The 11,972-nt window shown below is 38.5% G+C and carries 13 protein-coding genes; 6 read left to right on the top strand and 7 right to left on the bottom strand.

Features of this window, described 5'->3' with window-relative positions:
* Window positions 1-14 precede the first annotated feature (14 nt).
* Complete coding sequence (locus DKG77_RS07290; RefSeq protein WP_109661740.1) at window positions 15-812, top strand: hypothetical protein; 798 nt, start codon at window positions 15-17, stop codon at window positions 810-812.
* A 9-nt stretch (window positions 813-821) separates the two neighbouring features.
* Here DKG77_RS07290 and DKG77_RS07285 read toward each other — a convergent pair whose 3' ends face one another.
* The gene (locus DKG77_RS07285; protein ID WP_109661738.1) at window positions 822-1,454 is read right to left on the bottom strand and encodes a 7-carboxy-7-deazaguanine synthase QueE; all 633 of its coding nucleotides are present in this window, start codon (window positions 1,452-1,454) and stop codon (window positions 822-824) included.
* A 44-nt stretch (window positions 1,455-1,498) separates the two neighbouring features.
* Window positions 1,499-1,951: a RidA family protein gene (locus tag DKG77_RS07280; RefSeq protein WP_109661736.1), complete on the bottom strand. Its 453-nt coding sequence runs from the start codon at window positions 1,949-1,951 to the stop codon at window positions 1,499-1,501.
* 56 nt (window positions 1,952-2,007) lie between these two features.
* Between DKG77_RS07280 and DKG77_RS07275 the strand changes: the two genes are divergently transcribed.
* From DKG77_RS07275 to DKG77_RS07265, 3 genes are all read left to right on the top strand, one after another.
* Complete coding sequence (locus DKG77_RS07275) at window positions 2,008-3,519, top strand: helicase HerA-like domain-containing protein (RefSeq protein WP_109661734.1); 1,512 nt, start codon at window positions 2,008-2,010, stop codon at window positions 3,517-3,519.
* A 5-nt stretch (window positions 3,520-3,524) separates the two neighbouring features.
* A complete protein-coding gene (locus tag DKG77_RS07270; protein ID WP_109661731.1) occupies window positions 3,525-4,073 on the top strand; it encodes a hypothetical protein in 549 nt (182 codons plus the stop codon).
* 74 nt (window positions 4,074-4,147) lie between these two features.
* Window positions 4,148-5,110, top strand: a complete 963-nt coding sequence (locus tag DKG77_RS07265; protein WP_109661730.1) for a YybH family protein — start codon at window positions 4,148-4,150, stop codon at window positions 5,108-5,110.
* On the opposite strand, the gene DKG77_RS07260 is transcribed toward DKG77_RS07265, so the two are convergent.
* Window positions 5,107-5,529 carry a winged helix-turn-helix transcriptional regulator gene (locus DKG77_RS07260; RefSeq protein ID WP_109663653.1) on the bottom strand — a complete coding sequence of 141 codons (423 nt, stop codon included), beginning with the start codon at window positions 5,527-5,529 and terminating at the stop codon, window positions 5,107-5,109. The two genes, DKG77_RS07265 and DKG77_RS07260, sit on opposite strands and share 4 nt — an antisense overlap.
* A 97-nt stretch (window positions 5,530-5,626) precedes the next feature.
* On the opposite strand from DKG77_RS07260, the gene DKG77_RS07255 reads away from it, so the two are divergent.
* Complete coding sequence (locus DKG77_RS07255; RefSeq protein ID WP_109661727.1) at window positions 5,627-6,466, top strand: alpha/beta hydrolase; 840 nt, start codon at window positions 5,627-5,629, stop codon at window positions 6,464-6,466.
* A gap of 39 nt (window positions 6,467-6,505) precedes the next feature.
* Here the strand turns inward: DKG77_RS07255 and DKG77_RS07250 are convergent, their stop codons facing one another.
* Both DKG77_RS07250 and DKG77_RS07245 read right to left on the bottom strand, forming a co-directional pair.
* A complete protein-coding gene (locus tag DKG77_RS07250; RefSeq protein WP_109661725.1) occupies window positions 6,506-7,942 on the bottom strand; it encodes a Gfo/Idh/MocA family protein in 1,437 nt (478 codons plus the stop codon).
* Window positions 7,943-7,954: 12 nt separating this feature from the next.
* A complete protein-coding gene (locus tag DKG77_RS07245) occupies window positions 7,955-8,746 on the bottom strand; it encodes a 3-keto-disaccharide hydrolase (protein WP_109661724.1) in 792 nt (263 codons plus the stop codon).
* A gap of 192 nt (window positions 8,747-8,938) precedes the next feature.
* On the opposite strand from DKG77_RS07245, the gene DKG77_RS07240 reads away from it, so the two are divergent.
* Window positions 8,939-9,361, top strand: coding sequence for a VOC family protein (locus DKG77_RS07240; protein WP_109661722.1), 423 nt, complete (start codon window positions 8,939-8,941; stop codon window positions 9,359-9,361).
* Between the two features lie 2 nt (window positions 9,362-9,363).
* Here DKG77_RS07240 and DKG77_RS07235 read toward each other — a convergent pair whose 3' ends face one another.
* Both DKG77_RS07235 and DKG77_RS07230 read right to left on the bottom strand, forming a co-directional pair.
* Window positions 9,364-9,990 (bottom strand): DUF2306 domain-containing protein, encoded by a 627-nt coding sequence (locus tag DKG77_RS07235; protein ID WP_109661720.1) that lies wholly within the window; start codon window positions 9,988-9,990, stop codon window positions 9,364-9,366.
* A gap of 126 nt (window positions 9,991-10,116) precedes the next feature.
* Complete coding sequence (locus DKG77_RS07230) at window positions 10,117-11,844, bottom strand: alpha/beta hydrolase-fold protein (protein WP_109661718.1); 1,728 nt, start codon at window positions 11,842-11,844, stop codon at window positions 10,117-10,119.
* Window positions 11,845-11,972: the final 128 nt, after the last annotated feature.

Below are 11,972 nucleotides of genomic sequence, written 5' to 3'. Positions count from 1 at the left end.
CATATCAAATTAATATGAAAAAGAAAATCTTAATTGCCATTATATTTGTTTTCGGATGCATCATTGGTTGTTCTAATGATTCAGATGACGCGCCGACCACTCAAAATGTTAACAAGTCTGCCAATCTTCAGGCAACAGGTTCTTCCGCAAATGATTTTTTATCCAATACTAATTTTGATAGACTTTTAGTTGAAATCGCCTATGTTGAAGGATTTCAACCTTCCGGACAGACAGTGGCCAATTTTGAAGACTATCTTAGAGAAAGAACTTTTAAACAGAACATAGAATTCTCCTTTAAAAGTCTTTCATCTCCCAATGAAGAAACGCTTGTATTGGAAGAGATCTCTGAATTGGAAAACGAGAATAGAACTGCTTATAATGATGGCACCACGCTAGCGGTGTACATCTATTTTGCCGATGCCCCCTCTGATGGAGATGATGAGTCTGAAGGCTTGGTAACTCTAGGTGCGGTTTACAGAAACACGTCTATGGTAATATATGAGTCAACTATAAGGGATTTGGCAAATAGAGCAACTACAATAACCTTGACAGACGTAGAAACAGCTACGCTCAATCATGAGTTTGGACATTTATTTGGTTTGGTTAATCTTGGAACCACACCGGTGAACAATCATGAAGATGCAGAGGCGGAAAATCATTGTAATGTTAATGGCTGCCTTATGAGAGCTGAACTACAGTTTGGCGGTCCTATGATGAAAATGCTGGAAAGCAACGCATCCAAAGGATCTGCCGCGGTTCCCGTGCTTGATGCTGAGTGCATTCTTGACTTACAAGGTAACGGGGGACGCTAACTTTACCTACTACGGAATATTTAAGTATTTGTGCGTCTGCAGAGACACTTTCCATTTGGGATTTTGCATTACATAGTCCACGATCAAGGGAACCATTTTATCCCTAACGCTCCATTCTGGCTGTAAATAGAGAATACAGTTTTCATTTACTTTTGCCGCTTGCTCTTCTGCAAAGATTAAATCATGCTTATTGTAGACAATGACTTTTAGCTCGTTTGCCACATTGTATATCTCTTCCTCTGGAAGTTTATTTTTCTTCGGAGAAAGACAAATCCAATCCCAAGTTCCTGTTAGAGGATAAGCCCCAGAAGTCTCTATATGCGTTTGAAGGTTTTTTGCCTTTAATGCAGTGGTCAATGGTCCCATGTCCCATGTAAGCGGCTCGCCGCCAGTAATTACTATGGTATCTGAATAAGACGCTGCATTGTCCACAATACTGTCGATTGAAGTAGGCGGGTGCGTTTCGGCATTCCAACTCTCCTTAACATCGCACCAATGGCACCCAACATCACATCCTCCAATACGAATAAAGTATGCTGCGGTCCCCTTATGATAACCTTCACCTTGAATGGTATAAAATTCTTCCATTAAAGGGAGCATATGCCCTTTGTTCACCAAATCATGTACCTCTGCTGTAACCATTTTGCAAAGATAGGGTTTAGTTCATCTTAGACCTAGGTTTAAACTTATCTGATCGCCATAACCTCAATCTCAATTTTAGCTCCTGCGGCAAGGTCTTTAGCTGCAAAAGTAGTCCTAGCCGGTTTGTTGGTGAAATACTGTGTATATACTTCGTTAAAGGCTTTAAAATCATTGATATCACTTAGAATCACAGTGCATTTAACCACATTGTCAAGCGATAATCCATGATGCTGTAAAACTCCTTGAATGTTCTTGATGGTCTGTTTCGTTTCGCCCTGAATACCTCCATCAGCCAATTTTCCAACAGAGCGGTCCATGCCTATCTGTCCTGCTAAAAAGAACAGGTTTCCTGCCTGAACGGCTTCACTGAATGGAGCCTTTGCTCGTTCAGGATTTGCAGGCTTGTGAAAAATGATTTCTGTTTTTTCTTGTGAATAGGTATTCGTCAATACCCCCATAAACAAAATAGAAAGAAAAATACGAAGAGTAGCTTTCATAAGTGCGTTTTTAAATTTGCCTAAAATTACCCTATTTTTATCGGAAATTGAATACCATGGGCAGCAAAGAAAATTTCTTTGAACATATTGAAAAAGGCTATACAACCAAAGGTGACTTCATTACTATGGGTGCTGGAATGTACAATGGCGAAACAGTGACCAACGCTTTTGTGAAAATTCCTTTAAAGACACTTAACAGACATGGACTTATTGCCGGCGCAACAGGTACTGGAAAAACAAAAACGCTTCAGGTTATTGCCGAGAACCTCTCCAATAAAGGCATTCCAGTTCTTCTAATGGATTTAAAAGGTGACCTAAGTGGAATTGCACAACCTAGCCCAGGCCATCCTAAAATTGATGAACGTCATGAAAAAATTGGCCTTCCTTTTGAAGCCAGCGGATTTCCAGTAGAGATTTTATCCCTTTCAGAACAAGATGGTGTTCGCCTAAGAGCTACGGTCTCAGAATTTGGTCCTGTCTTGCTATCCAGGATTCTTGACCTAACCGTTACCCAAGAAGGAATTGTTGCGGTTGTATTCAAGTACTGTGATGACAATAAGTTGCCATTACTGGATTTAAAAGATTTCAAAAAAGTATTGCAGTATGCCACTGGAGAAGGAAAAAAAGAATTCCAAGAGTCTTATGGTCGAATTTCGACCAGTTCCACCGGAACTATTCTAAGAAAAATCATTGAACTGGAACAACAAGGAGCTGATTTGTTCTTTGGCGAAAAATCCTTTGAAGTGGATGATTTGGTTCGTATTGATGAAAATGGCAGAGGTTACATCAACATTATAAGGCTTACGGATATTCAAGACAGACCAAAGTTGTTTTCAACATTTATGTTGAGCCTATTAGCTGAAATTTATGCCACTTTTCCTGAACAGGGAGATAGTGATAGACCAGAGTTGATTCTTTTTATAGATGAAGCACATTTAATCTTTAAAGAGGCTTCCAAGGCTTTGTTGGACCAGATTGAAAGTATTGTAAAATTAATCCGATCTAAAGGAATTGGACTTTATTTTGTAACCCAGAACCCAACCGATGTCCCTGATGATGTGTTGGCACAGTTAGGGTTAAAAGTACAGCATGCCTTAAGGGCGTTTACCGCAAAAGACCGAAAGGCCATAAAACTAACCGCCGAAAACTATCCAGATTCTGAGTTTTATGATACTAAGGAAGTATTGACATCATTAGGAATTGGCGAGGCACTTATTTCAGCATTGGATGAAAAAGGACGTCCTACTCCTTTGGCGGCTACCATGCTGCGCGCGCCAATGAGTCGTATGGATGTTTTAACGGAAGCTGAACTCAAAGAAACGTTGGCTAAATCCAAATTGATAAAAAAATACAACGATGATGTTGATAGAGAAAGTGCCTATGAGTTACTAAATGAAAAGATAGAAAAAGCGCAAAAGGAAGCCGAAAAAGAAGAAAAGCAAAAGGCAACATCCCGAAGTAAAACATCCACAAGAAGAAGTACACGAATGAATCCGGTTGTAAAAGTTTTGACAAGTGCTACATTTATTCGTGGGGTGCTGGGAGTTTTGAAAAAAGTTATCCGATAATTTTTATGAAAAGAACACTTATAGTTTGTGTATTTGCATGCTGTTTGGCATTTATACAGTGCAGCGAAAAGAACACTACTTTTTTAATCACGGAAAACTCCGTGGGAACTCTTCAAAAAACATCTCCTGTAGATACCTTGGAAGCAATCTTTGCTCAGGATTCCATTGTAAAAGACACCTCCAAACTTAAAATTGGGGCAACAGCGGAAAAAATCATGGTTTTTGAAAAAGGAGGCAAGCATCTTTTGACACTAACCTCAAATTTGGACAGCATTCCAACTATAGGAAATATTAGAATATTTGATTCTCGGTATACTACTGACAAAGGGATTGGCTTAAACAGCACATTCAAAGAAATCCTAAATAACTACAGCATAAAAAAAACGGTAACAACACTGAATAGCGTAGTCATATTTCCTAAACACAGTAATCTGTATTTTACAATTGACAAGGAGGAATTGCCATCTAACCTTAGGTACACCACTTCCAATATTGAAACTGTCCAAATACCGGACAATTCCAAAATAAAATATTTGATGTTGGCCTGGGATTAATCACTGTTAATTAAATCCTAAAAGCCGCAGCTACTTATTTTCGTTTGGTTAATTTGATTGTCAAACCAATCCAAATGAAGACTATATACTTTCTCACCACCTTTCTTGTTCCCTTTGCCTTGCTGGCTCAATACGATTTTGAACCCACAGCGGAACATCCGTTTGGGCTACCAAATCCGAAGGCGCCAAAAGAACTGATGGATTTTGCACCAATGATAGGGGAATGCAATTGCAAGTCTGAGACCAGAAATCCGGACCAAACATGGGCAGAGCCCGTAGATATGATCTGGCGGTTTAAATATATTATGAACGGCATGGCCATTCAAGATGAAACTTTAAAAAAAGATGAAACCTATTCCGGCAGTATTCGTCAATTTAGTCCAGACAGTACCAGATGGTATGTTCATTATTACACCACCCGAACTGTTTCGACCACATTAAGGGCTTGGGAAGGAAATAAAAACGAAGAGGGCAAAATTGTATTGTATAGTGAACAAAAGGCTCCAAACGGTATTGATGGTTTTTACAGACTTTCATTTTATGACATTGATGACAAAGGTTTTAAATGGGTTGGCGAATGGGTAGATAAAACTGAATCTGTAGTTTTCCCAACTTGGCGAATCGATTGCTCCAATGGTAAAATTTCAAATACCGATGAAGGTGAAAAAAGTAAAATAGTTGCTGCTTCCAGAGCTTTTTCAACAGCATATATGAACCAAGATTTTGATGTCATGGCAAATAGTTATACGCAAGATGCCAAACTCATTCCATTAGGAATTCCCATAATAGAAGGCAGAGAAGCAATAAAAGCACGATGGGAAATGGGAAAGGAAACCAAAATTCTATCTCACGGTATGGATGCTTCCGAAATAAATATCATCGGTGATTACGCATACGACTATGGATATTACCATGGTACTAGTAAAAAAGGAGAAGAACCTGTGTCCAGTTGGAAAGGGAAATATGTGGTTATCTGGAAAAAAGAAGGTGGTGACTGGAAAATGTACATTGATATATGGAATAGGCTCAAAGATTAGAACAAACCATATTTTTCTCTGTTTGCAATCACTTTTGGGCTATTCGTCTGCATCCATTCGGTCAATTCCAGTAGCTTTTCAACATAGGTTTTTCCAAAATCGGTTAAACTATATTCTACCCTAATGGGGACTTCCGGATACGCTTTTCTAGAAATGTAACCATCAGCCTCCAATACTTTCAAGCGCTGACTTAAAACCTTGTTAGATATACCGTAGACAAACTTTTTAAGCTTGTTGAAACGTAAAACTGGAAAATATCCCAACCAAAGAATAATCAAAGTGCTCCATTGATCTGAAGCAACAGACATTACATCGCGAACGGGGCAAAGTTCAGGTGGATTTTTATAATCAATATGCCCAAACATTTTTTCAATTTTTTTTGCCGTTCTAAGTTGTTGATTTTCAGTAACAGTTTCCATAATTATACTTGGTTTTGAATAGGTGACTTCTTTTTTCTTACAAAAGGATTCTGTATTTTTAGTTTCTTTTAAAGAGTAAGTTACAAAAAGTAACCTAATGAAAAAATTAATCACCAAAATACTACCTCTGGCATACGGCCAATATTTTAACCTGTTTGCACTATTTGCACCACAAAAAACCGCAGACAAGGCCTTTAACTTGTTTTGTACTGTTAGAAAAGGAAGGGTTTTACCTCAACAGCAAGCGTATTTGGATAACGCCAAAAATGAAGTAGAAACTGCGGCTGGACATAAACTGCAATCTTATCATTGGCCAGGTAACAAAGAAACTGTCTTGTTAGTACATGGTTGGGAGAGCAACACCTTTCGATGGCGTAATCTCATTGATAAGCTTAAAGAAGCCAATTTTAACATCATAGCTTTTGATGCACCCTCACATGGGTATTCTACTGGCAAAATTTTATACGTGCCCTTGTATGAGGAAGCCCTACAACATATGATAAACAAATACGATCCAAAATACCTTGTGGGACATTCCGTTGGAGGCATGACCTTGATGTACAATGAGTACAAGAATCCAAATCCTAAGGTTGAAAAAATGGTGACCATTGGTGCTCCATCCGAATTTCATGAAATTATGGAACATTATCAGTACCTACTAAAATTCAACAATAGGGTAATGACAGCATTAGACAACTATATTCTTAAAAGATTTGGGTTTAGAATCCATGATTTTTCGGCATCAAAATTTGCACGGTCAAACACCAAAAAGGGATTGTTATTTCATGATAGATTAGATGCTGTAGCACCTTATCATGCTTCCCAAAAAGTAAACGAAAATTGGAAGGGCAGCACGCTGATAAGTACTGAGGGGTTAGGACATTCCATGCACCAAGAAGATGTTAACAACCAAATTATTTCATTTTTGGAAGCCTAAAGGAACTTTGGCAAAGTTGTGCTAAGTAATCATGAGGCTTTAAAAATCCCTATATGGTGATTCTAAATACTTATTGGCTTCTTCTTCTGAAAACCTAGCTGTTTTATTATCCCAATGCAACGTTTTACTAGGAAAACGACCCGCTATAACACCTAACAAGATGGTTTCCGTTAATCGTGCCGAATAAGAGAAGGGTGCAGTACAATCATCACTCCCCAAACACGCATCCACAAACTGATGATAATGTTTTGGACCTTCAGAATCGTAATTACGTATAGGTTTGCCCATGTTGTTCGCTTTCTCAACCTCAGCAATTTCATTGGATATATCCACATATTTCCCATCTACTATTTTCCTTGGCAATTGCATAAAATGAGGAAGCAGCAAACGTCCATTGTCGCCAATGAACATAGCCCCTTGGTCAGGTAAGGCTCCATCCATGGCTTCTTTGGTGTCTAGTGACATTTTATCTTCCATAGACTGATCATCTCCATTTGCGGTTTCTTTACTTTTCTTTGCATGAACCGCTGAATTGGGCAATTTAAGGTCCTCATGCATTTCTGGGGCACCTGGACCATCATACCATACCCATTTTAGTTTATCGGCGGTATATTTTGTGCCTGGAAATTCATATGTAACTATATTCTTCTCTGGATAGCCAAATCCTGTTGGTTGTCTGCATTCATTTTTAACGGTAAGTGGAACATCCAATTGAAGTGCGTTATAAGGAGTATCAAAAATATGCACTCCCATATCCCCTAGAGTACCACACCCATAATCCATTAATTTTCTCCAATTTCCAGGGTGATAATAGTCTTTTTTATAGGGTCTTTCAGCCGCTGTTCCCAACCAAAGGTTCCAATCCAAGGATTCTGGAATTGGGTCAATCCCTGTTGGTGCCGGACCATTGTACCCCCAATCCTTGGGAGACCATGCCCTTACCGTATGTACTTTGCCAATAATGCCGGATTGGATGAGCAACGTGGCCAATTTATAATCATAAAATGAATGTACTTGAATACCCATTTGGGTAATCAAGTTTTTATCGGCAGCCAGTTTGCGCATTGCTCTTGCTTCTGACACATGATGGGTTAGTGGCTTTTGACAATAAACCGGTTTACCCATGTTCATTGCCATCATTGAAGCTGGAGCATGCGTATGGTCCGGGGTTGATACGATAACAGCATCAATTTCATCACCCATGACCCGTAACATTTCTCTATAATCTGGAAAAGTTTTAGCATTAGAATGAATTTTATGAGCCGCTTCTAGATTATTGGCATCCACATCGCATAGTGCCACCACATCGACCAATTTATGAGATGAAATTGCCTTTAAATCTTCAAAACCCATATTGCCTACACCAATATGTGCTGTTCTCAAACGTTTATTTCCTGAAAAAGCCCAAGTTCCCGATGGCATTATTGCCAATGATGATGCTATAGCGGCGGTCTTTAAAAACTCTCTTTTTTTCATATCTAAAACCTGTTATAATTTTTTAATTTTTATGTTTCTAAACCAGATAGGACTGGAATGATCTTGTAATCCAATGAATCCGGTTTTGAATTTTCCGTAATCTGCGCTGTTCTTCCATTTATCGGAATTTTTCTTTTCGTACCAAGCTTCATCCCATGGGACAAAGGAAAGCACCATTTCCCCATTAAGCCAATGTTCCACTTTTTTAGGGGTAAAAACAATTTTAGAAGAATTCCATTCGCCAATAGGGTTCAATTTCTTTTTTATTGTATCTGCAGGGTGCATGGCATAATCCGAGGCTGTTCTTTGCAATGGTTTCAGTTCTTCAGGTTTTTCTGTGTATCCAAGACTGGTGTTGTAAGCTGTTAAATCATGGATTCTAGCATAATTTTCGTCATCAATTAATTGGTATTCAGGGGAAACTTCCGGAGGGCCGTCATAGCCTTCCTTAAGGTGATAGAAAATACCGCTGTTACCTCCTTCAGGCAATTTCCATTCAAGGTATAGTTCAAAATTATCAAACTCCTCGGCACCATATATGATATCCTTGCCTCCTTTGTAATCTTGCTCAAGACCTAGTTCGGTATCAAATGTCAGTGTACTGTCCTTTATAATCCAACCTGGCGGCAATACATCTCCGTTATATGCTCTCCATCCATCGGTGTTGGTACCATCAAAAAGATACACCCACTCATTAGGTATGGTTTCTTGTTCATTTAAATTACTTTCTGCTGTTTGGGTTTTGTTCTCTTTTTTGCAAGAGCTTATTAGAATCAAAACTAATAGGAACGCTATTTTTTTCATAGTACTGTTAATCAAATTGATATACGGTGGTTTCTAAAGATAAATACATTTATTTTTTTATAAATATTATATAGACTATCAACATCCCATAAACCATGAATACCATTTTATCTGGAACCATTGAAAATTTCAATAAAAATAGCCTCATATCTATTTGGAAGATTGATCCCCACAATTTACTTTTATCACACTATGCAAAATATCACTCCTTTTCATATAGCCATTCCCGTCCATAACCTTGATGAATGTAGAAACTTTTATAGAAACGTTTTAGAATGCAAGGAAGGGAGAAGCAGCGATCATTGGGTAGATTTTAACTTGTTTGGTCACCAACTGGTGATTCATTACAAACCAAAATCCAATATTGAACTTCATACCAATCCCGTAGATGGCAAAAACGTTCCTGTACCTCATTATGGAGTTGTTCTGCCGTGGGAAACCTTCCAGTCTTTTTCAACGAACCTGAAGACCAAAGGTGTTGAGTTCATTATTGAACCCTATGTTAGGTTTGAAGGTGAAATAGGCGAGCAGGCCACTATGTTTTTTTTAGATCCAGCCGGTAATGCTTTGGAATTTAAGGCTTTTAAGGATATGGGTCAGCTGTTTGCCAAATAACACTAAACCAAGGTCAAACCTTTTCGCTTAACCCAGAAAAAGGCAAATATCATATTTGGAACCCAACAAAGCCAAGCCACTATTTTGTAGGCAATCAAAAATTCCCCAAAAGCCATAGTTAACAATGGCAACCAAAGTCGAAGTGTTACTGCTGCAAAACAAGCGGCATAGCTGTAAATCATCATTCCTTGGTGAAGTGCTAAATCTTTTGCTCTTATGGCAAAATATGCTTTTAAAGTAGTAAACAACCAGATAATCCCCAAACCAAGAAAACCCAGCGAAGTAATAAGCCCACCTGTGGCAAAAAAAGCAATGTATACGCCACATATTCCACTGATCAACACCGAAAAAACATATACTTTTCCCAGATTTCGATGTAGTTTTAGGTTTCTGGACCTGATTTTTTTACTGAATTGAGACCACCCGCTCATAAGCGCAAAAGCGCCAAAAGTAATATGTCCGTAAAACCCAACAGTCCAGATTTCATTTGCTAATAACTCCGTCGTTTTACTAGAAAGTAACCCAAATTTTTCTGAAGTCATCCAATATGCAAAGGGATAGAGCCCCACACCCATAGCTAAAAAGGCAAATACTACCCAAGCTATTTTGTTTCTTATGATACCGGCCATGATTGATGATTTATATGCAAATTATTAAATAAACTGGTTAAGGTGCAATAGTCAGAAATCTGAATCGTAATAAAACCTATTAAACTGACATTTTTGCCATTAAACTGATTATTGCCAAAAGTTCAATCATTTATAACGCCAGCTACTAAGATCAGCACCTTTTGGTGCGCTTTCAGCAATTCGTTGCATTATTTTTGGCACATACATAGTATTGTAGCGCATTCTAGTAATATGATTGGGTAATTCTGGGTCACCGTTCCAACAATGTTCCGCTCTATCCCCATACAATACCTCACCTTCATAATATGGATCTGTGGTACTTTCCAGAAAATCCTCCATTAAATAAACGGCATTGTTTAAATAGTAATTGTCCATATCACCGCAATAAATATGAATTTTCCCCTTAAGATTTTCGCCTAGTTTATCCCAATCCCGTTCTAGAATATGTTTAAGGTCAAAGTTTTCTTTCCAATATTCCGCTACCTCTGGGTTGATTACTCCTGTAGTTTTATCCCACAGTCGTTGCGGATACCCATCTTTCCCTTGGGGGGAATATGTGGCCTCCCAAATATCCCATTGCTGACCTGATCGTGATTTTGTTCCCAATACCAATTCTAAATGATTGTTTTCACGAACAGTACTTTGAACATGGCCAAGGTAATCACGATGGGCGGGAACTTCTGCTACTTTATGGTCGCTTTCATAATAATATGCATTCTTGTCCTCATAAATATTGGTCAAACAATAGGCTCTAAAATCAATAGGGTCTGGGCAAGCGGCAAAACAACCATTGTATTCCTCAGGATACTTCACTTGAACGGCAAGGGCTTCCCAACCTCCTGTTGAGCCTCCATACAAAAACCGTGACCAGCCTTCTCCAATGCCCCTAAATTCTTTTTCTATGTATGGAATCAACTCATGAGTGATGGCATCACCATAAGGGCCTTGACTAGCTGAATTTACAGCATACGAATCATCGTAATATGGGGTGGGGTGTTGAATTTCAATAATCAAAAACCTTGGAAAATCGGGTTCGTTCCATCTTTTGTAAAAATCGTATGCTTCTTGTTTTTGGATGATATTGTAGCCTTCAACATCAAAACGTGCGGAGTACTCGGGTTTTGTGTTGGGGTCTGGGGGCGTAGTCCTAAAACCGCCAAAATCGTTCGGAAAATGCCCATGAAAAATCATTAACGGGTATTTTGCCTCTGGATGTTCTTCAAAACCTTTTGGCAGCAGAATATGAGCTCCCAAATACATATCCCTTCCCCAAAATTCAGATAGTTTTTCAGATTTAATTTTCAGGTGCTTTATCCATTTGGTGTCTTCTGCTTCTTCAATTGGTGGAATTACCTTATCCATTGTAACACTTACGTTTTGGACACCATTTTCATTAATTGTAATCTTAAAGGGAGTACTGTACAAATTTCCCGGAGACCTGTTCCATTGTTGTCCTTCCCCATTATCCATGGGCAATTTAACTGTATGCCCTGTGGATAGGTTGAATGTTTCGTACGTGTGCAAAAGTGCCTGCACATTGTACTCGCCAGGAGATACTTCTGCTAAACTTGCATACGGAAATCCAAATACCAAATCATCAAAGACAATTTCATCTCCTGGTTTAAAATCTTCCACATCCATTCCAAATATCAATTGAGCATTCAGTCCGCTGCTGATTTGAAATCGTGGTTCTTTTTCATCATTGGTGGAAAGCATTAAAAGCAAACGCCCATCAACAGCACCCTCTTTTGCCTCTTTGGAAAAAGAGACCACAATTTGATTTGTGATTTTATTTTTGGTACAAGAATTCAAGAAAAGTATAAGGCAAACTAATGCGAAAAGATGATTTTTCATGATGGATGGGAATTTGATCAAAAAGGTACTGAATTTAAATCGCTGTTCAAATCATTTCACATCCTAACTAAATAATGGATACTAATTATTACTTGTAAAACGTTATATATGAAGAAATCATAAGGTAC

It is taken from the genome of Flagellimonas aquimarina, assembly GCF_003149745.1.
GTDB classification, from domain to species: Bacteria; Bacteroidota; Bacteroidia; order Flavobacteriales; family Flavobacteriaceae; genus Flagellimonas; species Flagellimonas aquimarina.
The sequence above is the reverse complement of the archived record's forward strand: the minus strand, read 5'-3'. Positions and strand labels throughout refer to the sequence as shown.

What these genes read in the sequence shown, in the direction of transcription:
- DKG77_RS07290 (WP_109661740.1), top strand. Translation starts at nt 15, where the DNA reads ATGAAAAAGAAAATCTTAATTGCCATTATATTTGTTTTCGGATGCATC.
- DKG77_RS07285 (WP_109661738.1), bottom strand. Translation starts at nt 1,454, where the DNA reads ATGGTTACAGCAGAGGTACATGATTTGGTGAACAAAGGGCATATGCTC.
- DKG77_RS07280 (WP_109661736.1), bottom strand. Translation starts at nt 1,951, where the DNA reads ATGAAAGCTACTCTTCGTATTTTTCTTTCTATTTTGTTTATGGGGGTA.
- DKG77_RS07275 (WP_109661734.1), top strand. Translation starts at nt 2,008, where the DNA reads ATGGGCAGCAAAGAAAATTTCTTTGAACATATTGAAAAAGGCTATACA.
- DKG77_RS07270 (WP_109661731.1), top strand. Translation starts at nt 3,525, where the DNA reads ATGAAAAGAACACTTATAGTTTGTGTATTTGCATGCTGTTTGGCATTT.
- DKG77_RS07265 (WP_109661730.1), top strand. Translation starts at nt 4,148, where the DNA reads ATGAAGACTATATACTTTCTCACCACCTTTCTTGTTCCCTTTGCCTTG.
- DKG77_RS07260 (WP_109663653.1), bottom strand. Translation starts at nt 5,529, where the DNA reads ATGGAAACTGTTACTGAAAATCAACAACTTAGAACGGCAAAAAAAATT.
- DKG77_RS07255 (WP_109661727.1), top strand. Translation starts at nt 5,627, where the DNA reads ATGAAAAAATTAATCACCAAAATACTACCTCTGGCATACGGCCAATAT.
- DKG77_RS07250 (WP_109661725.1), bottom strand. Translation starts at nt 7,942, where the DNA reads ATGAAAAAAAGAGAGTTTTTAAAGACCGCCGCTATAGCATCATCATTG.
- DKG77_RS07245 (WP_109661724.1), bottom strand. Translation starts at nt 8,746, where the DNA reads ATGAAAAAAATAGCGTTCCTATTAGTTTTGATTCTAATAAGCTCTTGC.
- DKG77_RS07240 (WP_109661722.1), top strand. Translation starts at nt 8,939, where the DNA reads ATGCAAAATATCACTCCTTTTCATATAGCCATTCCCGTCCATAACCTT.
- DKG77_RS07235 (WP_109661720.1), bottom strand. Translation starts at nt 9,990, where the DNA reads ATGGCCGGTATCATAAGAAACAAAATAGCTTGGGTAGTATTTGCCTTT.
- DKG77_RS07230 (WP_109661718.1), bottom strand. Translation starts at nt 11,844, where the DNA reads ATGAAAAATCATCTTTTCGCATTAGTTTGCCTTATACTTTTCTTGAAT.